Annotated in this window: 17 protein-coding genes; 15 read left to right on the forward strand and 2 right to left on the reverse strand. The window is 38.1% G+C overall.

Going from position 1 to position 25,485, the window contains the following annotated elements; translation table 11 throughout:
* The 15 genes from VIH09_RS13485 to VIH09_RS13555 all read left to right on the forward strand — a co-directional run.
* A partial coding sequence (locus VIH09_RS13485; protein ID WP_331581858.1) for a dipeptidase occupies positions 1–728 on the forward strand: 728 nt, incomplete at its 5' end.
* A 191-nt stretch (positions 729–919) separates the two neighbouring features.
* On the forward strand, positions 920–1,585 hold the full coding sequence (locus tag VIH09_RS13490; RefSeq protein WP_331581860.1) for a hypothetical protein: 666 nt from the start codon (positions 920–922) through the stop codon (positions 1,583–1,585).
* A 344-nt stretch (positions 1,586–1,929) separates the two neighbouring features.
* Positions 1,930–2,061 carry a hypothetical protein gene (locus tag VIH09_RS13495; protein WP_331581862.1) on the forward strand — a complete coding sequence of 44 codons (132 nt, stop codon included), beginning with the start codon at positions 1,930–1,932 and terminating at the stop codon, positions 2,059–2,061.
* Between the two features lie 337 nt (positions 2,062–2,398).
* Positions 2,399–3,373 carry a glycosyltransferase family 9 protein gene (locus tag VIH09_RS13500; protein WP_331581864.1) on the forward strand — a complete coding sequence of 325 codons (975 nt, stop codon included), beginning with the start codon at positions 2,399–2,401 and terminating at the stop codon, positions 3,371–3,373.
* A 48-nt stretch (positions 3,374–3,421) separates the two neighbouring features.
* On the forward strand, positions 3,422–3,907 hold the full coding sequence (locus tag VIH09_RS13505; RefSeq protein ID WP_331581866.1) for a GNAT family N-acetyltransferase: 486 nt from the start codon (positions 3,422–3,424) through the stop codon (positions 3,905–3,907).
* Between the two features lie 33 nt (positions 3,908–3,940).
* Positions 3,941–4,630: a DUF2461 domain-containing protein gene (locus VIH09_RS13510; protein WP_331581868.1), complete on the forward strand. Its 690-nt coding sequence runs from the start codon at positions 3,941–3,943 to the stop codon at positions 4,628–4,630.
* 284 nt (positions 4,631–4,914) lie between these two features.
* Positions 4,915–9,138: a two-component regulator propeller domain-containing protein gene (locus VIH09_RS13515; protein WP_331581870.1), complete on the forward strand. Its 4,224-nt coding sequence runs from the start codon at positions 4,915–4,917 to the stop codon at positions 9,136–9,138.
* Positions 9,139–9,349: 211 nt separating this feature from the next.
* A complete protein-coding gene (locus VIH09_RS13520) occupies positions 9,350–12,415 on the forward strand; it encodes a TonB-dependent receptor (RefSeq protein WP_331581872.1) in 3,066 nt (1,021 codons plus the stop codon).
* 23 nt (positions 12,416–12,438) lie between these two features.
* Positions 12,439–13,920 (forward strand): RagB/SusD family nutrient uptake outer membrane protein, encoded by a 1,482-nt coding sequence (locus tag VIH09_RS13525; RefSeq protein WP_331581874.1) that lies wholly within the window; start codon positions 12,439–12,441, stop codon positions 13,918–13,920.
* 136 nt (positions 13,921–14,056) lie between these two features.
* Entirely contained in the window at positions 14,057–15,106 is a 1,050-nt protein-coding gene (locus VIH09_RS13530) for a glycoside hydrolase family 130 protein (RefSeq protein WP_331581876.1), read from the forward strand.
* Positions 15,106–16,350 (forward strand): MFS transporter, encoded by a 1,245-nt coding sequence (locus VIH09_RS13535; protein WP_331581877.1) that lies wholly within the window; start codon positions 15,106–15,108, stop codon positions 16,348–16,350. The genes VIH09_RS13530 and VIH09_RS13535 overlap by 1 nt, the downstream gene beginning before the upstream one ends.
* Complete coding sequence (locus tag VIH09_RS13540) at positions 16,343–18,073, forward strand: hypothetical protein (RefSeq protein WP_331581878.1); 1,731 nt, start codon at positions 16,343–16,345, stop codon at positions 18,071–18,073. Before VIH09_RS13535 ends, VIH09_RS13540 begins: the two co-directional genes overlap by 8 nt.
* A 159-nt stretch (positions 18,074–18,232) precedes the next feature.
* Positions 18,233–20,704, forward strand: coding sequence for a hypothetical protein (locus VIH09_RS13545; protein WP_331581880.1), 2,472 nt, complete (start codon positions 18,233–18,235; stop codon positions 20,702–20,704).
* Between the two features lie 69 nt (positions 20,705–20,773).
* Positions 20,774–21,289: a phosphoheptose isomerase gene (locus tag VIH09_RS13550; protein ID WP_331581882.1), complete on the forward strand. Its 516-nt coding sequence runs from the start codon at positions 20,774–20,776 to the stop codon at positions 21,287–21,289.
* A gap of 78 nt (positions 21,290–21,367) precedes the next feature.
* A complete protein-coding gene (locus VIH09_RS13555) occupies positions 21,368–22,999 on the forward strand; it encodes an alpha-glucosidase (protein ID WP_331581884.1) in 1,632 nt (543 codons plus the stop codon).
* Between the two features lie 61 nt (positions 23,000–23,060).
* On the opposite strand, the gene VIH09_RS13560 is transcribed toward VIH09_RS13555, so the two are convergent.
* Together VIH09_RS13560 and VIH09_RS13565 are read right to left on the reverse strand one after the other, a co-directional pair.
* Entirely contained in the window at positions 23,061–24,593 is a 1,533-nt protein-coding gene (locus VIH09_RS13560; RefSeq protein WP_331581886.1) for a SulP family inorganic anion transporter, read from the reverse strand.
* 373 nt (positions 24,594–24,966) lie between these two features.
* On the reverse strand, positions 24,967–25,329 hold the full coding sequence (locus VIH09_RS13565; protein ID WP_331581888.1) for a response regulator transcription factor: 363 nt from the start codon (positions 25,327–25,329) through the stop codon (positions 24,967–24,969).
* Between the last annotated feature and the right edge of the window lie 156 nt (positions 25,330–25,485).

Raw genomic sequence — 25,485 nt, forward strand, 5'->3', positions numbered from 1 at the left:
AACGTGGCGCACGGTATTTGACTCTAACACACAACATTGCGCCTTCATGGGCAACTAGTGCCGCCGATGAAACTACTAACTTAAACCTACCGCACAAAGGACTAACTGATTTTGGACGACAAGTAGTACAGCGAATGAACCAACTTGGGATGCTGATAGATGTGAGCCACGCTGGTGATCAAACTTTTTGGGATGTAATTAAATTGACAACCAAACCCATCATCGCTTCACACAGTTCAGTTTACAATCTTGTACCTCATCGCCGTAATTTAAAAGATGATCAGATAAAAGCCCTTGCCAAAAATAAAGGTGTAATTCAAGTAAATTTTCATCCAGGATTTATTGACAGCAGTTTTGATGCTAAAGAAATGGCATTTTTAGAAAAGTATAAAGTCGAGAATGATTCACTTCAGAAAAGTGGTATGCATGAATATTATGCAATGGATTATCTGTGTAAAAAATATGAAGCAGAAACCAATACTATGCGACCACCACTGTCTATGCTTATTGATCACATTGAATACATCATTAATTTGGTTGGAGTAGATTATGTTGGATTGGGTTCTGACTTTGATGGCATTAGTCTTACACCACAACAATTAGACGATGTAACTACATATCCACTAATTACAAAAGCATTGGTCGAGAAAGGATATTCTAAAAAAGACATTTCAAAAATACTTGGCGGAAATTTTTTAAGGGTACTCAAAGCCAACGAAGAAAAATAGCCGATTAACAATGTGCAGACGAACTAAAACTACCACTAACAGCTGTTTGGCAAGATTTGGGTTTTAGGCTTAATTTAAAGTTGGTCTTGCATTTGAAAAATTAGTGATAAAACGAAAAATAAATATTAATTTAGTCCCAAACCCGCTGTGGTACCAGAACGTTATTCGGCATTTTAAAAGACAACACGAACATGAATGATTTCTATAAACAACCAAAAACATTGCAATGGATTGAGTCCATTCTGTTGCTATCATTTGGTTTTTTGCCAGCAATTGCTATTAGTGAGAAAGGACATTCTCAGCCGCTATTTTACTTGCTATTCATAATTTATGTTCCCGTTGGACAATTTGCATTTACACCCTTTTTTAAACTTATAGGTGTTTATAGGTATTACTCTCCAATGCTACTTGGTTATATGTCAAACAACCGTCAAATAGATTTACATAGCGGTAGCAGTTTTGACTATCTATATGTAATGAGAGTGTATAAGTCAGGAATCGAAATGAGAAATAGGCTTTTGATTTATCACTTAGAAGGATTAATAAACCTAATCCAATTAATCGAGAATAAAAGCATACCTGAAACGGTAAATATTGTAGGGACATCATATTTCTTCAACAGTCGGACATTACATAAAATGGGGTTTGAGATTATAAATCCATCATTGTTTTATAGACTAAATCTATTTGTAAACTTTATAGACTTAATTTGGATGTATTCTCTTTCGCAAGGAAAGTTGTCAATTCCCAAGGTATGGAACGCCAAAAAGGCACGAATAACGGGGGTGAAATTAATTGAAAGTAAAAAGCGGATAGAAGAGCTATATAACAAAATGAAAATAAATACGACCATATAACACGGGTTTTACATCAAGCGGGCTGACATGTAAACTTGGAGTTGTGTGCTTCTATTCAAGTTCAGTGCTTATTGCAATTTTGTGCTTCATAACCCGTAATCAGTCCATGTTATCTTATTAGAAATGATATCACATTAAATAACGAAACATTGTCTTCACTTGGAAGTTACATTTCTGGAGGAGTTTCTATTTTAAACTTATTTATATTCGTGTACCTCGCAATATTAGTGGCTAGGTATGAAGACGCAAAAAGTAAAAATGAAGTTCAAGCACAAAAATAAATTGTTCAATCACAATTTAGGCAAACCGGAATAGCAACAACTGCACTCAACAAGTTTTTAAAAATGGAATTAACCAGACCACTATACGGACGAGTTGCATTTGACAATTTTGGCTCACAAAAGGTTTTAGAGAAATGCGCTTTTATGAAAATAGGAACCGACAAAGGATTGCTAATGCGCGACAAACAGAAATAGAAGAATTTATTTATCAGTTATCCGAATGACAAGCACCCTCTCAAACAATTTGCAAATTTAGTGGAATTAGCGTTTTTTATTGTATGTTCGTTCAACCGAAAATACTCGTTTTTAGCCTACATTTGCGATTCAAAAAGGACCGATTAACGCATCGATTCAACTCCTTGACGATAATTGGCCGTTGGCCAAAACATAGAGAATACTTAAAGGGTTTGTTTTTTACTAAAATAGCCCCAACAATTAATACTATTTTACAAATATGATTATTTTAAAAAAAATAAATATAGTCAGACGGAAATTGACGCAGGGGTTGGCTAAAAAAATTAGTGGTTCGTCAATGGATCAAAATCTGCAAATGATAGATAAGGATGCCATTAAAACAGTTTTGATCTGCAGGCCCAATCACCGCTTGGGAAACCAATTGTTAATTACCCCCCTTGTTCAAGAAGTGACTGACACATTCCCAAACTGTAAAATAGATTTGTTCGTCAAAGGAAATGTGGCCCCAATTATATTTGAAAATTACGAGAATGTCGACCACATCATTAAATTGCCCAAAAAACATTTTAACGATTTGCTGCCCTACGCTAAAGGCTGGCTAGACCTTAAAAAGAAACACTACGACCTTGTCATTAACGTGGACAAAAACTCTTCATCAGGGAGACTTTCAACAAAGTTCGCAAAGTCGGATTATAAGTTGTTCGGGGATGAAGAAACTGATTTTGAATTGAAATACCCAGATCATAATCATATCGCGAAATATCCGGTGTACAGTCTAAGGAGTTACTTGTCTAAACGTGGAATCCCCAACAAAGACAATACAATTCCACCATTAGACCTCAAATTAAGCCCTTCAGAAATTGATGCGGCCAAACTTGAATTAGAAAAGCTCATCAATAAAGATCAAAAAACGATTTGCCTATTTACTTTTGCAACAGGCCAAAAATGTTATTCGGAAGACTGGTGGAATGAATTCTATGAAAGGCTGAAAAAGGAGTACGGAAACTATAATATTGTAGAGTTATTGCCGGTTGAAAATGTTTCGCAAATAGGTTTCAAGGCGCCTTCGTTTTACAGTAAGGATATTCGACAAATCGCGTCCTTTATCGCCAATACGGACATCTTCATAGGGGCAGACAGTGGCATGATGCATTTGGCCAGCGCCTCAAAAACGCCAACCGTCGGCCTATTTTCAGTGACTGACATAGAAAAATACGAGCCATACGGCAATAATAGCGTAGCCGTGGACACGAACACCATGAATACGGATGCAATCGTGAAGGTAATTGACACCATTCTTTCAAAAAACTGATTAGACAAAATTCAATTAAGAATAGCAAACGTTTTTAATTTTGAAAGCATGCCTTTAAGTAACTTCGAACGAATGATGCAATTAGCGGAAGACGTTTTTGCCTCTAAAAATGACCCCGATCAGCTTGACGTGAATCAACAAGTTCTCGAGCGACTGCAGCTGATCCATCCCGCGGCGGTTTCCGAATATGACGATGGGAATGGTCCCGTGGCATGGGTTATAGTCATCCCTACCACCGTTGAATTGATGAACCTATTTCTTGAAAACAAAATTTCTGAAAAAGAGCTGTTCGAGCTGACCCCACTCGACACGACTTACGAGGCGTTGTATTTATGTTCCGCCATGGTTCTCGAAGAGTACCGACGAAAGGGAATTGCCAAACGGCTTGTCATGAACGCGATAGAAAAAATACGCAAAGACCATCCCTTGAAAGCCCTATTTGTTTGGCCTTTTAGCAAAGAGGGAGATTTGGGTGCCGAAATTATCGCCCGTTTGACTTCGCTCCCATTGTATAAACGGTTAGATTCAAAATAGTGATTTCTAGAGACCATTTAAATTTAAGGTAAAATGAAAACAGAAACCATAAAAGGTTCAACATTAAAATTCCTTCAGGACATTGCTGAAAATAACAACAGGGATTGGTTTCAAATGAACAAGCAATTTTATCTTGAAGCGCAGCAAAACATGCATTCCTTTATCGAAACCCTTATTTTGGAGATGAACAAACACGACCAACTCGAGAATAGATCCGCCAAGAAAAGCCTTTACCGGATTTACAGTGACATGAGATTCAGCAAAGACAAACTGCCCTATCACGCAAAATTCGACTTTAGTTTGAAGAGATCCGGCAAAGAAAGAAGAGGCGGGTACTATCTGAATGTTAAGCCCGGCAACAGCTATTTGGGCTGCGGCTTTTTTGCCCCCAACCCAGAGGATCTAAAGAGAATCCGTTTGGACATTACAGGGAATCATGCACAATGGTATCAATTACTGCAATCAGAAGCAATTCAATCCCATTTTGGCGATCTAAAAGGCAATGCCGTCCTGACCACGCCCAGAGGATTCCAGAAAGACCATACGGCTATTGAATTAATCCGTCACAAACAATTTTATTTAAAACATGATTTTACCGATGAGGAAGTGCTTTCAGAAGATTTTTTGGCGAAAGTAAATTCAATCTACCAATCGGTAAGACCGTTTTTTGATTATATGAGTGAAGTGTTGACTACCGACTCTAATGGACAAAAGACCGTTTAACGCAACTGATCTTCCCCATTTTTATTGCTCTCCCTTAAGAAGCGCGTCTCGCGTTTGAATTGTTAAAAAAATAGAATCTTGCGCAAGGCTTAAAGATTATTCCGGCCAAGAAAATCAGTACCTAATCATAAAGAGGTCTCGGTTTTAATCTTATTCTCTTTCTATTATTTTATGTACATTTGGTCACACAATTACATCGTTTTCGCATCCGTTGATTTTTTGCTTAATTGAGTCATAATTGTGTAATTTTTTTAAAAAAAATAGATAACAAAAACATATTTAAATTGAAAATTAAGATTTTATTTATTTGTTTTATTTATATGGTTTTTGTTGCTTGTAACAACGAAGAAAAACGGCCGCGTAAAAGTGTTTTAACCACCGGTAAAGATGCCGCAAAACCAGAAATGAAAAGGGCCGCTTTTAAATCGGTTATAGACCCTCCTAAAAGTTTAGAATTAAAGTATTCCTTGGAACAATTGGACAATACCAAGGGCCTTTCCAATAGCTCGGTAAACACTATTTTTCAAGATTCAGAAAAATTGATCTGGATTGGTACTTGGGACGGTTTAAATCGATATGACGGAAATACTTTCAAAATTTTCAGACCCGAATTAAATAATGAAAATAGCTTAAGCAATCAGGTAATCCTTAAAATTGATGAAGATAATTTAGGCCGAATTTGGATTTTGACGATGCACGGAATAAACCAATACGACAAAAAAACAGACCGTTTTACACGCTACTATTTCTCCAGAAAGAATACTCCCCCCCTATCGGAATCTGAATTCAACATAGCGCTTGATAAATCCAAAAAAGTATTTTGCGCCGTTAAAGACTGGGGAATCGGTTATTATAACGGTAGTTCTTTTCAATTATTAAAGTCCAAGAGTCTTCCGAGAAAGGCCGTCAAAAAAATGGAGTTCAGCTCCAAAGGTGATTTATTGATCCTGTTTGAAGACGACCAACTTTATTCTTTGTCCATTAAAAATGGGACTAAAACCGAAAAAGCGATTGCAAAAACAGAGTTGATTTCAAAAAATATTCGAACATTTGAAATAATCTCTAACCAGAAAATATGCCTTATACCGACGAACGGAAATACCCGTATATATTCGTTATCACATAGAAAGGATGAAGTCCTTACGAAAAAAAACATTGATAATTTCATAGGCCGAATTCCCGATGGACTCGTTATTTCAGGCAAATCAGGCTACGGTATTATTGATAGCACTGGAAGTGTCATTAATACACCCTGGTTGAAATACCTGAAAAACCAGAAGATAACCGCCCTAATACAAGGAAGCGAAAATGTGATTTGGACAGGTACGGATGGGGATGGAATCTTTAAGATGTTTCCGCTTAAAAAGTCATTTAATCTCATTTCAAAAGCTCAAATTCCCGAACTGGATGGTGGCATCATAAGGGCATTTTTAGAATTGGAAGGCAATTCTTTTTGGGTGGGAACAAAGGGAAAGGGACTCTTTAGATTCCCTTCTGATTTTTATAAAAGTGAACAACCTTTAAGATATGCAAATTTCAATGAAAACAATAGCATCATTAATAATGCCGTGTTTTCATTATGCAAAGGACAGAATGAGCTTCTATTTATAGGGACAGACGGAAACGGAATCACGGTTTACGACTTAAAAAATTCGAAACTGGTAAGTTGGTCCGAAATTTCAGGAAACGAACAATGCGACAATTTCAAATCCATTTATTCCATTTATCAAGATGACCATGGGTTTGTTTGGCTTGGAACTAATGGCTATGGCATGATTCGATGCAAAATAGAACGCTCAGGAACAAAACTTAAAGTATCCCAATTCAAGAAATATATTGCGGATAATGAGGACGAAGAATCCTTAAGCAGTAACATTATTTTCTCCATTGTCCCAAAGAACCAAAACCAACTTTGGATAGGCACCCGATTAGGTGGACTTAATCTTTTTGATAAAGAATCGGGCGTGTTCCGTACTTACAAAAATAAAAAGGATGATTCTCAAAGTCTATCCAATAACGATATATTGTCTCTAAAGAATGATGCCAAAAATAGGCTTTGGATAGGCACCAGTTTTGGTTTGAATTTGCTGGAAGATCTAAAAAGTGACGGTAGTGCGACATTTAAGAGCTATACCGTAAAAGAGGGCCTACCCAATAACACCATTCATGGAATCGTCTCCGATAAAAAGTCCAATCTATGGATTAGCACCAATTTTGGACTGTCCAATTTTATCCCTGAAGAATCCAAATTCATTAACTACACGAGAAACGAAGGGCTGCAAAACAATGAGTTTGCCGATGGTGCTTTTTATCAGGATCCAAAATCGGATTTCATTTTCATGGGTGGAATAAAAGGTTTCAATTACTTTCTCCCCCAAAAAATAAAGGAATCGGCAGTAGTTCCAGATTTACTAATTGATAAAATCAGTGGCCAAAATCAAGCAGCTCCCTATTACCAGGGATTGGTTATTTCCCCAGATTCCAAAACGCCTCCAGCTATTGTACTGGATCACGATCAAAACTTTTTTGATATTGAGTTGTCAGCGCTAACCTATATTAATAGTGAAAAGTGCCAATATGCCTATCAGCTGGAAAATTTTGATAAAGATTGGAATACCATCAATAATCGAAGAAGTATTTCGTTTACCAATGTCCCAAGAGGCAATTATTCTTTGTGGATAAAATGGACAAACAGCGATGGAGTATGGAGCAAACCTGTACATGCAATAGACATCAGAGTCAGACCCGTTTATTGGCAATCTGGCCTTGCACTTTTTTCGTACGCGATATTGTTTTTCTTTTTTATACTATTTGTTTTAAGCTATTACAAAAAACGCCAGTCCTTAAGTCAAAACATTCTTTTTCGTCAAAGGGAAGAAGAGCTGCATGAAAACAGGCTTTCGTTTTTCACTAATATCGCCCATGAGTTTTTGACTCCTTTGACCCTAATTGTTGGGCCAATACAAAAACTTGCCGAAACGACAAACCTTAGCGACAAAAATCAGAAATTCATTCAAATGATTGAGCGCAATTCTTCGAGATTGCTTTTTCTAACACAACAATTACTGGAATTCAGAAAGGCAGAATTTGATTATCTGGAAGTTGTCGTCAAAAAATTTAATCTGGTAAACTTAATTGAACAAATTGCCGAACTATTTGACGAATGGGCATTGGAAAAAAATATCGAGTATACGCTTGAAATTCCTTCAAAATTAAACGGATGGTTTGACAAGGATAAGATTGAAAAAATAATATTCAATTTAATGTCGAATGCGTTTAAATATACTCCCGAAAACGGAAAAATCGATCTTAAGATCTCAATCGACAAAACCGATTCCAAAAAACTAAATATCACAGTCGTCAATACCGGTAAAGGAATACCGCAAGAAAAACTAGATTCCCTTTTCGATAAATTTTTATTGACAGACACAAATTCAGGAACAGACAATGATTTGTTTAGAACCGGAATAGGATTGGCGTTCATAAAAAAACTGGTGACCGTTTTGAAAGGTGAAATTGTAGTCTCCAGTGTTGCCAATGAAACTACCACTTTTACAATTAGTATTCCTTGCGGTAAGAAAGCCTTTGCTGAAAAGGAATTTGAAGTAGATATTGACACTGATGCCGGTACTAGTCAAGTTTTTATCTCTCAACATCTGAAAAGTATCTTGGAGGACATCCCAAGTAAAGTTGACTCATTACCGGCTAAAATATCAACACTTGATGCCGTTATCGACCTTCGAAAAACCATATTAATTGTTGAAGACGAAAAGGAAATTCATTCCTTTTTAAATGAATTATTAGCGGAAAAGTATAAAATCAGTATTGCTTATAATGGTATTGAAGCTTTAAAAAGCATTAAAAGTGAAATCCCTGATATTATCATCAGTGACGTAATGATGCCTTTGATGGATGGTATCGAGTTTTGCGAAAAAATAAAAAAAGACATACAAACCTGTCACATTCCTTTTATTATGCTTACCGCAAAAGAATCCGTATTGCATCGGATTGAAGGTATTGAAAGCGGTGCCAATTCGTATATCCCGAAACCATTTCATCCGGATCACCTGCTAATAAGAGTACAAAAATTATTGGAAGAGAAGGAACTTATACTGAAGCACTTCGCGCAGGACAATCTCGTCGAAAACCTGCCTACTTTACCTATAGAAAATGAGGAAAAGGAATTTATTAAAAAAGTCATTGAATTAATACGTAAAAATATAGATAACGAGAACCTACAAAGTCTCTTCATCGAAAAAGAATTGGGCATCAGTAATTCACAATTGTATCGAAAAATCAAGCAAATATTTGGTTTTTCTCCCGGGGACTTAATACGAACCATCAGATTAAAACATGCCGCTGAACTTTTGCGAAAAAACGTTTTGACCGTATCCGAGGTATGCTACCTGTCGGGTTTTAATAACCGCTCCTATTTTTATCGTGAGTTTAAAAAGATGTATGACCTCACCCCAAAAAACTACCAGCTAAAGCACAAATCGAAGGGCTAATAAAATTTTAAACGCCTCAAAACAAGCTACATACCTACTTGTATACACCTTTGATGAAATAGTGTACACCATTTCCTGTGCTCTATAAGTAATTTTATGGACTGATTGTTAAATCTAATTAAATCTCAAAACAAATTAATTTAAATCAACTAAACTATTTAAAAACCATGAAAACAACTAGCCAAATTATTAATCAATTTAACACTTCCTTATGATGAAGAAAAGTATAATCTATAAATTGTTCTTACTGGGAACAATACTATCAGGAAGCATAATGAATGCTCAGACCGTTACAGGTACTGTTTCTGATAATAGTGGTCCGATACCACAGGTAAATGTTATTGTTAAAGGAACAAATACAGGAACGATAACTGATTTTGACGGAAAATATACGTTAAATAATGTAAGCCCTAAAGCTATTTTGGTTTTCAGCTACATTGGTTATCTCAAAAAAGAGATTGCAGTTAATGGAATGAGTACAGTCAATGTTTCTTTAGTGCAAGATTCACAGCAACTGGAGGAAGTAATCCTTATAGGGTATTCATCATCGAAAAAATCTTCCCTTACTAGTGCTGTAACCACTGTTGATGTTGATAATTTAGCAAAAACAAAAGTACCAGACGTCGCACAAGCCTTACAGGGACAAGTAGCCGGGGTTTTTGTTGCCGCCAATACCGGAGCCCCAGGTGACGGGATTAAAATTCGTATCAGAGGAGAAGGCACACTTGGAAACAATGACGTACTGTATGTTGTTGACGGTGTTTCAACACGCGATATCTCTTTCCTGAACCAATCTGACATCAAGTCGTTGACGGTATTGAAAGATGCTGCTGCCGGTGCAATATATGGCGCAAGATCTTCCGGTGGTGTTGTATTAATAACCACCAAAAGCGGGAAACAAGGAAAAGCGACTATTTCATCAGAATATTATACTGGGTTCCACGTGGCGACACACCTTCCCAAAATGCTAAATTCTGACCAATATCTGACCGTAAAAGATCAAGCTTGGCATAATACGGCCGGGAATTCAGCGACTGAAATTAGCCCATATGCAGCGGATAGAAGCAGAACTGACTTGGCCGATACAAACTGGCAAGATGAATTGTTCACGACAGGTATTTCCAAAAACTTCCAAACTTCGGTAAGTGGCGGTTCAGAGGATATTCAATATTTAATTTCCGGAGGTTATTTTGGTATCGATGGAATTGTGGTGGAAGATCATGATCAATACCAACGTTTTAATTTCAGGTCGAATATCAACGCTAATGTTTCGGATCGTTTTAAAGTGGGAACAAATCTTCAGATCAGCTACGCAAAACAAGACAAATTGTCTTCAAGCGGCGATGCTCCAGGGATTATACGTCATGCCTTATTGCGTCCGCCCGTTTTGAGCGTTTACAAAGACATCAATGACCCTACTTACTCAGCAAGTAATCCGTACACTGATTTACCTTTTTATACGGGACCAGACAATGGATGGAGTAAAAACTATGAGTATACCTCAAACCCAATTGCAATCGTACACTTTACGGATGACAAACGAAACACCTACCAAACATTTGGAAATCTTTATGGCGAATATGCTTTTCTGGGAGATAAATCTTTAAAATTCAGGAGCAACCTTGGAGTTGATATTAGTTTTAACCACAACAAAAATTTTGCTGCAAATTTTGGGGACGCTGATATTAGTGATACAGGAAACCAGTATTACGGAATGGGAAGAAATAACAGACCCAATAATTTGGATGAAAATAGAGGGCAAAATATGACTTTTACTTTCAGTAATACATTGAACTATATTAAAACTATCAACGAAAACCATAGAGTCGATTTTTTACTTGGAATGGAAAACATTAACAGTAAATCCGCAGCCATAGGTGGCAGCAGACAGAATTTCGACAATACCACTAACTCTTTCAGGTACTTGGACTTTGGTAGTACAACGAATGCATATAGTTCCGGTTCTGCGGAGAACTGGGCACTACAATCTTTCTTTGGATCAGGCACTTACGGCTACGCCAATAAATATTTTGCCACAGCCACAATCAGAGCCGATGCATCCTCCCGTTTTGGACCAAACAACAAATGGGGATATTTCCCTTCTGTTTCCGCAGGTTGGATGGTTTCCAAAGAAAAATTCTTGGAAAAAGCAGACTGGATATCCAACTTAAAATTAAGAGCAAGTTGGGGACAATCAGGTAACCAAGAAATTCCGAATAATGCTTATGAGACCTTGGTTTCTACATCAGGCGGGGTGGTAAATATAATTCGCTACGGGAATCCAGATTTAAAATGGGAAACTACGGCGCAAACTAATTTTGGTGTGGATTTGAGTACATTCAACAACAAACTTTCATTTACCGCTGATTACTTTGTTAAGAAAACTTCTGATATTTTATTGGGCGTGACCTTGCCGGCAGTTTCTGTGGGTGTGATTGGCCAAACCATTGTAAATGCAGGAGAAGTGAGCAACAAAGGGTTCGAATTCGGGCTTAATTTGCAAAATAACGAACATGCATTCAAATACAACGTAAACGCAAATATAGCCACTCTGACCAATAGGGTTAATAAACTTCAAACCTATGTGAAAAACATTATTGATGATCGTACGCATACAAAAACGGAAGTTGGACAGCCAATCAGTTCTTACTATGGGCTTGTGTTTGATGGTATTTATCAAAATGCTTCCGAAGTAAGCACTCAATTGTTTTCAAATTCAAATAATGCGCAACCTGGAGACATCCGATTTAAAGATATAAATGGAGATGGACAAATTAACGCCGATGACAGGGCTATTATTGGAAGTTCTATTCCAAAATTAACCTATGGCTTTTCCTTTACTGGAGACTACAAAAGTTTTGACATTTCTTTCTTATTGCAAGGGGTTAATGGAGTGGATCGTTACAATGACTTGAAACAAATTTTAAACTACGATAGCCGTCCTTTCAATTCCACGACTGCGGTATTGGATAGCTGGAATGGGGAAGGTTCTACGAACACCACGCCAAGACTTACTTTTAATAATAATGGTGGTGGAAATGTATCGAGCGTCTTTGTTGAGGATGCTTCTTATTTGAGACTGAAAAACCTTGAAATAGGATACACTTTTGACGCTAAAACAATTGGTATCAACAACCTGCGTATTTATGCTTCCGGTCAAAACCTTTTTACAATAACTGATTACACGGGATTGGATCCAGAATCTACTTCGTTGATTGACAAAGGAACTTATCCGCAATCAAAAGCATATCTATTGGGAATCCAAGTCAAACTTTAATTAAACATCTAAATTATTTAGTTATGAAAAATATATTAAAATCGTTGCTGTTAATGGGCATACTGTTTTTAACAAGTTGCCAGGACGAGCTTACTTCCGATCCGATAGGGGCAACAACCTTGGAGCAAGCGAACACTACCCCTACGCTAAGTTCCGTAGAGCTTTCGGTTAATTCATCATATCAATTGTTGTCCAATAGACTGAACATTTTGGCAGAATGGGATTGGAACGGAGGGCTTGTCTTTCAGAATGATTATGTTATGCAGGACATCGCTTCGGATGATATGGAAAAAAAATGGAGCCCTGACGGTGACCAGGTTTGGATGGATGACGTCAATAACTATACCTTTACTTCTACCAATGGAGGACCAAACGGTTTGTGGAAATACGATTATGAAGGAATCAAAAGAACCAATATCGCCATTGGATTCCTAACCAAACCGGACATTGAGACCATAACAGGAATCAGCACAGCAAGAAAAAACCAATTGTTGGGTGAAGCTTATTTCTTAAGATCATACTATTATTTTTCTTTGGTTACTAATTTTGGGGACGTACCATTAATTTTGGGTGCAGTTCAAACCTATCAAGAAGCCTTTGACTATGCGGTACGCGCTAACAAAAGTTTAGTTTGGGACAGCATAAATTTAGATCTAGCGTCGGCAAAAGCCTTGTTGCCAAATTCAAAATATTCTTCCACTACCGAAAAATGGAGAGTGTCTAAAGGAGCTGCAATTGCGCTCCAGGCAAAAGCCGCCCTGTACACTGAAAAATGGTCCGACGTAGTTACTTTAGTTGACGAGCTAGCCCCACTGGGATACAGCTTAAATACCAATTATTTTGACAATTTCAGCACTGCAAAAGAATACACGGATAATGAGGTCATTTTTTCTTACGACCATCAATCGAATGCAAATCCAAGGAACGGAAATGGAATTTGTGCTCCGTTGGGTTGGGGATTTTTTGCTCCGAGCACCGATTTCCTAAATTCATTTGAACCAAACGACCCTAGAAAATTATATACCGTGGATGCTGCAAATCAAAACGTAAATAAAATGTTGGGGACACTTGATGGCGGCAACAAAGGAAATGATGATGCTCCAACAAATAAGGTCTATATGCGCTACGCTGACGCCTTGCTTTGGAAAGCGGAAGCACTTAATGAAGCTGGAGATTATTCTGGAGCAATTGCTATCATCAATCAAATAAGAGCTAGAGCGAGAACAACGGTTACAGCTTTAGGAACAATTCCACCTGTTGGAACTTTACTGGACAGAGTCGCTTCTACAGATAAAACCACTGTCAAAGGTTGGTTGATATCTGAAAGAAGAGCAGAACTTGGTTTCGAAAACCAAAGAATGTTAGACTTGAAAAGATGGGGAATTGCAAAAGCGGTTATGACTGCACATGGAAAAAACTTCCAAGACAAGCATATGTTGTATCCAATACCACAATCAGAAATTGATGCTTCGGCAGGCCTTTTGCTACAAAACCCTGGATATTAATATATAAGATCCGTTTATTTATTTTGGTTAATACCTTTGAGAAGTAGTTAATTGGTAATTGCTACTTCTCTCTTTTTACACCAAAGCGAAAATACCGTTTCCGATTTTTTATTTATCAAATATAAAAAAATTACATATGACAGATATTGCGAATCGAGATAAAAACAATCCCATTTTGTCCCCCAAAGATTTAAAGGCTAGTGAGGAGAACATGATTATAGAATGCTTACTGAACCCTGGGGCATTTGAATTCAATGGAAAAATAGGATTACTTGTAAGAGTGGCTGAAAGGACAGTACAGAAGGAAGGGCTTTTGTCCGTGCCAATATACAATAATGCAGGAAAAGTTGAAATTTTAGATTTTAAACTTGATGACCCAAAATTGAATGCCACCGATTCAAGAGTAATCCAATACGATGGGGTTGACTACCTCACAACCATATCTCATTTGCGATTGGTTTGGAGTGATAATGGCGTTGATTTCAAGGAAGATCCCGCCTATTCTTCCCTTTTTGGAGAAGGCGAATATGAATCCTATGGTATAGAAGACTGTCGAGTGTCTAAAATTGAAGATACGTATCACCTTACTTACACTATGGTTTCTTCAAATGGTGTTGGTGTTGGACTCAGAACCACCACCGACTGGAAAACATTCGAAAAAAAGGGGATGATTTTTAGTCCACACAATAAAGATTGCGCCATTTTTGAAGAAAAATTCAATGATAAATTCTACGCCTTGCATCGTCCAAGCAGCCCTGAACTAGGTGGTAATTATATCTGGTTAGCAGAATCTCCTGATGGCGTGCATTGGGGTAACCACAAATGTATCGCTAAAACTCGCGAGGGAAAATTTGACAGCAAACGTTTAGGAGCAGGCGCAGCACCTATAAAAACGGATAAAGGCTGGCTGGAAATTTATCATGGAGCCACTAAAGAAAACAGATATTGTTTGGGTGCCCTATTGTTAGACTTAAAAGACCCGTCTATCGTATTGGCCCGCTCGGAAGAGCCTATTATGGTACCAATTGAAACGTACGAAAGAACTGGTTTTTTTGGCGAAGTAATATTTACAAATGGGCATATAGTTGATGGAGATAAAATACAAATGTATTATGGAGCGGCGGATGAATTTGTTGGTTTAGCCACTTTCTCCATAGCAACCATTTTAAAAACACTAGGACAATAATGGAAAAATTAGCAAGAATAGGACTTAAAGATTTCTCAAAGAGTACAAAGATTTTGATACTTACCAATTTAATTTATGCATTTGTTTTACCCGTAATTGACATTTTTGTCGCTTCCTACATCATGCGAAACTCCAATGATCCATCAAAAGTTATGATGTATCAGTTAGCCATTTACACTGGTATCCCAATCACCTTTTTTATTAATGGGTTTCTGCTCAATACCATTAACATCAAAAAATTATTCTCGCTCGGTATGCTGTTGAGTGGTGTTTCTATGGTGTATATGATGTCTCTGACCGAAATCAGTTATGGTGGTTTAATTTCTGCCGGATTGATTATGGGGATGTCATTTGGTTTGTACTGGGCCAACAGGGATTATCTAGTTCTGGCAACAACAACCGATAAAACAAGAAATTTCTATTACGGACTGGACACCTTTTTCTACACTTTAACAGCCGTAATCGTACCCATAATCATTGGGTGGTACCTTATGAACGGTAGTGATTCAACTACAAATGAAAGCGTAAATTCAGGATACAGGGTGGTTACCGGAGTGGTTTTTATATTCACGATTCTGGCTTCCATAGTATTCCATTTTGGTGATTATGAAAAGCCCAGAAATGAAAAATTTCTATATGTCAAATTTCACAAACTTTGGACAAAAATGCTCCAGATGGCTGTCTTGAAAGGTCTCGCGCAAGGATTTATCGTAACGGCTCCAGCCATGCTGATGATGAAGTTTTTTGCTTCTGAGGGAGCATTGGGAACGGCACAATCTGTAGGGGCCATTATTGCCGCGGTCATCATGTTGATTCTGGGTAAACTGTCGTCACCTAAACATCGGTTAATTATTTTTAGTATCGGGCTTATCTTTTTCTTTTTGGCCTCCTTTTTCAATACTTTGATGTTTAATTCAACTGGAGTAATTATCTTTATATTTCTATTGTTGATAGCAAGGCCAATTCTTGATATTGCCTACTTTCCAATTCAATTGAAAGTCATTGATATATTGTCTGTTATCGAAAACAGAAATGAATTTTCTTATATCTTGAATCACGAATTTGGATTGTACGTCGGACGCCTTTTAGGGGCAGGTACTTTTTTAGGAATTGCCTATTTCGGAAATGCCGATGATGCGTTGAGATACGCTTTATTGATCATAGCTGTAATCCAATTACTCTCCATCCTAATCGCCAAACAACTACTGGACCAACAATCTAAACTAGAAAATAAAGATGCGTAAAAAAATCCATTTAATAGTCCTCTTACTATGCATTAGCTTAAGCTCTTGTCATACAACCCAATCTACGGTTGCGGCTATTCCCGCAGTAAAACAAGAATCAATACAGCGCATAACGGATATGCCCAACTTTCCAAAACCGTTTAAAATACTTGATTTTAATCAATTGGCAAAAGACTATGACGCGAAAGTGTATGACGTCAACCAAACTGGGAAGTATTGGCCGTTGATTTGGAAAGATGACTCTCGTAAGAACTTTGACCAGGAAACCTTTGGGATTTACACTGCTATGGGAGATGTAAGACAAGGTGTTGAGCATCACAAAGGAATTTTTCATGAATCATTAGCCAGCATTGGGTCTGTGATGGGCGCTAGTTTAGTGGGAATCGACAAGTCTGACCAAAACGGAAAAGACTATGTTGGCATGTTGAAAAATTACTACAACAGCGATACCAAATGGAATATTATCATGAACAACACTTCTCCCGAAGTGGCACTTCTTGGAGGCGGTTACGCCAGAGACTGGTGGTATGACGTATATCCCAATTTGATGTTCTATGCCGTAGCCGATTTTTATCCAAATGAAAAAGACTATTCGGACATTCAGCGTTCTGTTGCTGATAAATTCTACAAAGCCGATTCAACTATGGCCGGGGATTACCACCATTCCTTTTTTGATTACTCAACATTGGAACCCAAAGACAGTTGGATTTGCAAACAAGAAGACGTTGCTGCGGGCCATGCCTATGTACTGTATTCAGCGTATCAAAAATTTAAAGAACCTAAATATTTAAAGGGCGCCGAATCTTCTTTGCAAGCTTTATTAAACCAAAAAGACAATCGCTATTACGAAATATTGATGCCTTTTGGCGCCTATGTGGCTGCCCGTTTAAATGCCGAAGAAGGCAGAAATTACGATTACTCGAAAGTCCTGGATTGGACTTTCAATGGCACGCCCGAATGTAGGGCTGGATGGGGAATGTTACTCGATAACTGGAATGGCTATGACGTTTCAGGCCTAATGGGAAGCACGGTAGATCACGGAGGTTTTGCCTTTTTGATGAATACCTATGATTCTATGTGGCCACTGGTACCTATGGTTCGTTATGATCCAAGGTATGCAAATGTCGTTGGGAAATGGATGCTTAATGCCAGTAATGCCATTAAATTCTTTTATCCTTATGAAATAGCCGACGAGCACCAAACGATACCGGAACAAAAAGAATATACCAAAGGAGTGATTGCTTATGAAGGCTTGATCAAAAAATCACACCTTAAAAAATATGAAAACATAGAAGCTCCCGTAGCCATTGGCGACGGTCCGAACTGGATAGAAGGCAACCCCGATGTTTCCCAATTTAGCGTATACGGCAGTGGACACGTAGGTATAGCGGGTGCCATTATTGAAAAAACAAACGTTCCCGAAATTCTAAAGCTAAATTGTCTAGCAACTGATTTTTACCGTAAGGAAGCCTACCCTACTTTTTTAATGTACAATCCTTTTGATCAAGAAAAAACGGTGGCGTACCAGACTAAAACTACGACAAACGTAGATTTATATGATGCCATAACACATAAAGTACTTTTGAAAAACGTTTCCACAGCGGGCGAAATCAACATACCTGGGCTTTCTTCAAGGCTAATTGTTGAAATCCCTTCCGGTTCCCGAATCGTTTTAAAGAATGGTAAATATTACGCTAATAATATTGTGGTTTCCTATTTGTAAAGAATTCAAAGCAAAAATAAAATTCCTGAAAGCGGCAATCCGTTTCTTTAATTACTATCACAAATGGACGATGACTGCAGCAAGTTACTCGTCCATTTTCTATAGTAACCAAATGTCGAGCACCCTATAATAACGTAAAGGCAAAAACAACCAACTAATATGAATGACCGAAATAAAAAATTTGGAACCCAGTTATTGACAATACTATTCTGCATAATCGCAGCAATAGCTTCTAGTCAGAACCTGCAGCTAAAAGTAGCTGGAGATGCGGAGAGAGGATACAATGTGAACATTTATAACGGCAAGCAAATCCTGCTTCAAAACACAGAGGAATTTTCACTACATATGGCTAATTTAGATTTGAGTGAAAACATTTCAATTCCAGCTTGGAGAGGAGAAAAATGGAGCGGAGGCGCAAAGAAGCTAACTATGTCCAGAGATACTTACGTCTCCGAATTGGATTTAAATCTGACCATTAACGTCACCTACGAAATAGTAAATAAAAATGTAGTTAAAAAAAGTATCGATTTATTTCAATCCGGAATGCCTTCCTTATATTATTCACTAGAAGAAACGGCTATACCGGCAGTTACTCCATCAAAATACCTGACTTTTGAACATGATGATTTCCCTGGTGGACTAGTTCACGAAATGTTCCCTTCCGCCGGATTTGTAACCCCTGACAATCTAGTCGTTGGATTCCTAATGGATGCAGGCTATAAAAACCAATATACGAGAACAACGCGACGCCGTTTCAACGGACACGGAGGTGGTTTTGTAGGAATGAGAATTCTTCCAGACCCGGCATTAGTTTCAGTGGCAACTGTTTCTGAAAGAGCAAAAGGTCAAAATTACATCAAACAAACCTTTGGCGAAATGTATAATTTGGATGCGGGAAAGGAGTTGAATTTAAAAATCAATGATGCTTTTCAAGAAGTTGGAGCGGTCAACATTGAAAAAAAAGACGAAATAATTACACTTAATTATAATTCGTCCGAGCAATCCGGCATTGAATTCATCAGCCCGCTAAAGGACCAAAAGGTATATACCATTTCTTTTATGTCCAAAGGAACTGCACCGCTTGCGCTCAAACTGTATAGGGTCAAAAACGGAAAAAAGACCGTTGAATTAGAGGATGGAATCAAATATATCGATCGATTCCCTACCAAAGAAAATGAATGGACGCTGTTTAAAGGCAGTGTTTTACTTCCCTACATAGAAAAAGACAGTGTATCCATGTTCATCGGTGCGCAATCTGGCGACCATTGTAACCTTCAAATAAAAGATCTACAAATTGTAGAACACGAACCGCGGAAACAGCCCTACAACAGACTCAATATGGGTGAAAATGCTATAAAAACCACATATATGTTTGTTGAGTCATGGAAAAACCATCATGATTTTGTAGTTTCATCGCAAACGCGTCTAGCTGAAGGCAAAGGATTTGAAGGTTCTCAGATTGAGAAAATGATGTATGCGAATTTCAATATGTTGACTTGGATTACATCAGTAAATGATTTTACGCCTTTTAACGTTCCTAATATGAACTATGCCCCCGATATGTACAATCGAGATTCTTTCTTTTCTACCGTTTCAAGCTATAACAAAGAATTAAACCTTAGCATTTGGGAGAAATGGGGAAATACCCAAACTACTGAAGGAGGAATTGGCACGATCATCACACCATATATGGGATCCATAGAGGTAAAAGATAACGAGGCGACCATCCAATGGCTTATTTGGGCCATGATGAACAAAAGACGTTTTGGGGTTAGCCTGCCAAAGGAAAAAATTGACAAGGCAGTCGACTATGTTTTGAAACAATTTGACGAGGATAGAGATGGGATTTGCAAATCCCGGTTTACTTTAAGCCAGATAGACATCATTGACTACCAGCCTAAAACAAATCGTCTCGCAGTCAATCAAGGAATGCTTGCAATCGCTTTGAGAACAATTAAAGAATTGGGATATGACATATCTGATGCTTACGTTGAAAAAGCGGAACAAGAATACCGCAATTTCTATGATGTGGAAAGAAAACATATTTTATTCGACAGAAACTATCCGGATATCATGTCACTAACGGATTTAGAACCAGAATTTTTCTCTTTATGGCTATTCGACAGGCCTATATTAACGGATGAGATGGTCACCAATCAATTGGACAAAGTTCCGATGCTGAATAAAGTACCCAATTCCCCGCATCCTGAATTCGGTACCACTGCCCCTATCTGTTTCCGATTGACAAATGATGCAAAAGGATATTCTTATCTTACAGCCGATTATCAGCCTTTTGGGGAATTTGGGGAATCCAACTATGCAGATGGAGCTAGAGACGGTATGTACTATAACGGCGGAAGCTGGATGCGTGCAGAATATTGTGCTTATACGGTGGGCCAAAGACATGGCTGGAAAAAAGCGAAATCGTATATGGAAAACAGGGCTTGGGCAGAAATCAATCTCAATCCAAATTGGCCTTACAGCAAAGAATTTATTCCTACCAAATGGACTACAACCGATTCCTGGTGGCCGTCAACAAGGGGCTTATGTTGGAATGTTTTCATCCTTATGGCCGACGAGGTCGCAGGACTAAGAACCCCGGAGATGGATCCTGACTATCAACGCGAATAGATAAATTTTGTTAATCCCTCCCATTTCTCAACTATTAATGACAAATTTCAACCCTCTAAAATAATAAAAATGAATCTAGACTTATCCACAAATTTAGATAAAGCCGCTGTTTTTGAACATGTGGCTGCAGCGTTAAAAAAAGAAAATTTTACCATCATCAAACAGGATGAAACCCGCCCATGGGGAGGTTTTTTTGTGATTGACGAAAGCCAGGCCAATGCCTTTGCAGCAAAATTTTTTCCGCATCTTGGGATGTCCCAGATCCAAATCACCAACAAACTGAGTCCTAAAATTTTGGTGGTTGCCCCAAATAAAAGATTGTCTTGGCAATATCATTTTCGCAGGGCGGAAATATGGAAAGTACTCGTTGGACCTGTTGGGGTAAAAACCAGCACAACGGATGAAGAAGGCGAAACTCAAATCCTTTCTGCGGGAACTTTTATCCAAATGGATAAGGGGGAGCGCCACCGCTTAATAGGTTTGGATTCATGGGGAATTGTAGCTGAAATTTGGCAACATACCGATCCCTCAAACCCTTCCGACGAGGACGATATCGTACGCCTGCAAGACGATTTTGGAAGATAAAGTCATCCAAAATTTAATCCCCAGTGCAGCAGATAGTAATTCACGCCATTATAAAAGTTATGAACGAAAATTGAAACTATGAAACCAACGGTGCTACTTTTACTTGTTTTTCTGCTGTTTTCATGCAATGAAGAAAAAAAGAACACCACAGATAAAGTGTGGTGGAAAGAAACGGTGTTCTACGAAATCTATATGCCCAGCTACAAAGACTCAAATGGAGACGGTTTTAGCGATTTTAAAGGACTAATCTCAAAGTTAGATTATGTCCAAAGTCTCGGCGTAAAAGGGATCTGGTTGACTCCTTTTCTGGAATCCCCCAAAGTGGACAATGGTTATGATGTTTCCAATTATTATAGGGTAGATTCCGCTTATGGGTCGCTTGAAGACTTTAAAACATTCCTAAAGGAAGCCCATAAAAAGGACATAAAAATAATCATGGATTTGGTGGTCAACCACACTTCCACCGATTCAAAATGGTTTCAGGAGTCCAAAAAATCAAAAGACAATCCGTATCGGGATTACTATATCTGGAAAGACCAACCCAACAATTGGGAATCTTTTTTTGGAGGTTCCGCTTGGGAATTGGACAAAACGACAAACCAATATTACTACCATCAATTTGATAAAAGGATGGCCGATCTCAATTGGGGAAACCCAAAAGTCGTAACAGAAATTCAAAACGTTCTGCGCTTTTGGCTGGATTTAGGTGTCGATGGCTTTCGAATGGACGTAATCAATTTCCTGACCACGGACGGAATCACGAAAGACAACCCAATGAAAGACGGAGTACAGGAGCATCTTAACGATATCAATCAAAAAGGAGTTAAGACAGCTATGAAATCAATAAAATCAGTTGTTAACGAGTACGACAATCGTTTTATTGTGGGAGAGATTGGAAGCGATAAAATAGAAGTTTTGAAACAATACCAATCCCCCGATTTATTGGATGTCGTATTTAATTTCAACTTTGGAAGCATCAAAGAATTTTCGGCACAAAGAATATACGACGAGTTGCAAAGCATGGAAAAAAACATGCAAAGTTACCCCACCCTATTTTTCGGAAGTCATGATATGCCTCGCCTTGTTGACCGTTTGGCGAAAGACAATCCAGAAAGAGCGGAAGCTTTGGCAGCGTTGATGCTCACGGCAAAAGGGATTCCTTTTATTTATTATGGGGAAGAAATTGGTATGGAAAATATTGAAGCCAATTCTGTTGCCGAAATGATGGACATTCAAGGACGAATTAACTACGATTTGGCGCTAAAAGATGGCAAGTCGCAGGAGGAAGCGCTTAAAATCGGAAACCGGCACAATCGGGACAAATCCAGAAGCCCGATGCAATGGAATACTGAACATTTAGCAGGATTTTCGGATTCATCTTCATGGATAAAAGTGAATCCAAACTACAAGAAACTAAATGTGGAGATGTTAGAGACACAAAATAATTCTCTGCTGAAAGAATATAAAAAACTCATCGCCTTGCGCAATTCGGAACCGGTTCTCCAATATGGGAATTACTCACAATTGTCCTTTTCGAATGATTGCATTTCTTTTGTCAGGACATATAAAGGAGAGCACATTACATGTTATTTTAATTACGGCAATAATCCTCTGGAAATTAAAGTAAAATCCAATGAAAAAATATTGTCCGGAAAAAGTTTGCTACAGCCAAACAACTACCTAATAGTAAAAGGACTTAGCTCTTCTTAAACATTCACACATCCTAGAAGTATATAAAAAAGGACTTGAAATTTTTCAAGTCCTTTTTTATTTAATCTACTGCCACTTTATAAGTAGGGTCTTCGATTATGTTTATGTCTATAACGTCGTCGGCATTGTGGAGCAGCTGCCTACAGTCAGCGCTTAAATGGCGCAAATGAATCTTTTTGCCCACCCTAGCATAGCGTTCGGTCAACTTGTTGAGGGCATCGATGGCGCTCATATCGGCAATTTTGCTCTCCCTGAAATCTACGATTACTTCGTCTGGATCGTTTGCGATGTCAAATTTTTCGGCAAATGCGGTGGTAGACCCAAAAAATAAGGGCCCGTATATCTCATAATGTTTCACCCCTTTTTCATCGACATATTTTTTGGCGCGAATACGTTTGGCGCTTTCCCAAGCAAAAACTAAAGCGGAAATTATAACTCCAATCAAAACAGCCAAAGCTAAATTGTGCAACAAAATGGTGATCACTGCCACGAGGATTCCAACAAATATATCCTGTTTTGGCATTTTGTTGATAATCCTAAAACTAATCCATTCAAAAGTGCCAATTGCGACCATTACCATCACTCCCACTAGGGCGGCAATAGGCAATTGTTCTATTATTGGTGCACCAAATAAAATAATCACAAGAATAGTCAATGCTGCAATTATTCCGGACAAACGTGCTCGAGAGCCCGCAGAAAGGTTTACCAGAGTTTGCGCTATCATAGGACAGCCGCCCATCCCGAAGAAAAAACCGTTGAGTACATTGGCGCTACCTTGGGCAATACATTCCCTGTTTCCCTTGCCCTTTGTCCCTGTTATTTCATCAACAAGGTTTAAAGTCAATAATCCTTCTGTTAAACCAACAGACGCCATAATTAGAGCATACGGGAAAATCAATTTTAAGGTCGCAAAACTTAATTCAATATTCGGAATATGGAAAGGGGGAAAACCACCACTTATTGAGGCGATATCCGCCACTGTTTTGGTTTGGATACCCAAACCTAAAACCAATCCAAAGACCACTATAATAGCCACTAAAGAAGCAGGAAAGGCCTTTGTTATTTTTGGGAAAAACAAAACAATTGCAATTGTTAACAGTACCAAGCCTAACATTATAAACAACGGATTACCCGATAGCCACACTAACTGACCGTTGACTATTGTCTTAAATTGTTCCAGTTGAGACATAAAAATAATTATAGCCAATCCATTAACAAAACCATACATTACCGGTTGCGGCACCAATCGGATAAATTTCCCCAGCTTAAATAAGCCAACCAAAATTTGCAGTACTCCGGCTAAAGCCACGGCCGCGAACACATATTCCAATCCATTCGATTTCATTAAAGCTATCAGTACGATAACCGTTGCCCCCGCCCCTCCGGATACCATTCCAGGCCTCCCTCCAAATATCGCGGTAACCAACCCCATAATAAATGCGGCATACAAACCCATTAACGGTGGAAATCCGGCTAATATGGCAAAGGAAAGTGATTCCGGAATCATAGTCATCGCTACGGTCAAACCGGCCAAAACTTCTGTCCTGTAATTCACTTTTTGAGTAAAGTCAAATAAATTAAAATACTGTTTCATTCTTTTTTATAAAAATTTGTAAAATATATGGTGTCGGAAATAAAACAATTCCGAAAGCTCTATAAGCAAATAAAAAAAATGGAGGCACTCCACTTATCTAGAGTGTTGCGACTTGAGGAAATAAGCGAAATACTCCTAATTTCAAGAATTGCAAATGTAAATCTTTTTAACCGATGTCCAATAGAAATGTGAAATTGCTCCACTAAGGAGCTCGTGCGCCCATTTTCGCGGGACAAAACATTGACTCCAAGTGCTTATTTGGCAGAGCCGCAAACCATAAAAAAAACCACTACATAGTCAATTAAGACCATGAGGTGGTTTTGCTTTTATACCATTATAACGGTATCAGTTTTTTAATTATTAAGCTCCGCTTTTATACCGACAGCAAAAGCCTTTTAACTCTTACAATTAATTCGTTGGGGCTAAATGGCTTGGTGATAAAATCATCGGCACCCAGGTCAAAAGCCTCTAAAACCGTTTTTTCTAAACCAACGGCCGACAAAACGATTATTGGTATATTGAGTTTCAATTCGACCTTGACCTTCTTGACAATGTCAATCCCGCTCACAAAGGGCATATTTATATCCGTTACTATAATATCCGGGTTTTCAGATACAATTTTTCCCATGGCATCTTCACCATTGGAACACGCAACAACTTGAAACCCTTCCTTGTTCAGCTTAAACTCCATTGTTTTAAGCATCATCTCTTCATCTTCGGCTATTAAAATTTTCATCTCTTGTAGGTTAATTATTATTTGGGGAAATAATTATTTGAAATCAATGAGTGGAGCATTTTCAGGGCAAAAAACACTTCTCAAAATTGTTATTCGCTAGTTTTTTGTAAAAAACTAAACGCTAATAATAAATAGTTTCTATCATAATCATTACTG

Source organism: Flavobacterium sp., assembly GCF_036515215.1.
Lineage (GTDB): Bacteria > Bacteroidota > Bacteroidia > Flavobacteriales > Flavobacteriaceae > Flavobacterium.

Bases quoted from the DNA above. Each gene is read 5' to 3' on its own strand.
- VIH09_RS13535 (WP_331581877.1), top strand. From the start codon at position 15,106: ATGGAAAAATTAGCAAGAATAGGACTTAAAGATTTCTCAAAGAGTACA.
- VIH09_RS13510 (WP_331581868.1), top strand. From the start codon at position 3,941: ATGAAAACAGAAACCATAAAAGGTTCAACATTAAAATTCCTTCAGGAC.
- VIH09_RS13500 (WP_331581864.1), top strand. From the start codon at position 2,399: ATGGATCAAAATCTGCAAATGATAGATAAGGATGCCATTAAAACAGTT.
- VIH09_RS13520 (WP_331581872.1), top strand. From the start codon at position 9,350: ATGATGAAGAAAAGTATAATCTATAAATTGTTCTTACTGGGAACAATA.
- VIH09_RS13530 (WP_331581876.1), top strand. From the start codon at position 14,057: ATGACAGATATTGCGAATCGAGATAAAAACAATCCCATTTTGTCCCCC.
- VIH09_RS13490 (WP_331581860.1), top strand. From the start codon at position 920: ATGAATGATTTCTATAAACAACCAAAAACATTGCAATGGATTGAGTCC.
- VIH09_RS13495 (WP_331581862.1), top strand. From the start codon at position 1,930: ATGGAATTAACCAGACCACTATACGGACGAGTTGCATTTGACAATTTT.
- VIH09_RS13505 (WP_331581866.1), top strand. From the start codon at position 3,422: ATGCCTTTAAGTAACTTCGAACGAATGATGCAATTAGCGGAAGACGTT.
- VIH09_RS13540 (WP_331581878.1), top strand. From the start codon at position 16,343: ATGCGTAAAAAAATCCATTTAATAGTCCTCTTACTATGCATTAGCTTA.
- VIH09_RS13560 (WP_331581886.1), bottom strand. From the start codon at position 24,593: ATGAAACAGTATTTTAATTTATTTGACTTTACTCAAAAAGTGAATTAC.
- VIH09_RS13565 (WP_331581888.1), bottom strand. From the start codon at position 25,329: ATGAAAATTTTAATAGCCGAAGATGAAGAGATGATGCTTAAAACAATG.
- VIH09_RS13545 (WP_331581880.1), top strand. From the start codon at position 18,233: ATGAATGACCGAAATAAAAAATTTGGAACCCAGTTATTGACAATACTA.
- VIH09_RS13550 (WP_331581882.1), top strand. From the start codon at position 20,774: ATGAATCTAGACTTATCCACAAATTTAGATAAAGCCGCTGTTTTTGAA.
- VIH09_RS13555 (WP_331581884.1), top strand. From the start codon at position 21,368: ATGAAACCAACGGTGCTACTTTTACTTGTTTTTCTGCTGTTTTCATGC.
- VIH09_RS13525 (WP_331581874.1), top strand. From the start codon at position 12,439: ATGAAAAATATATTAAAATCGTTGCTGTTAATGGGCATACTGTTTTTA.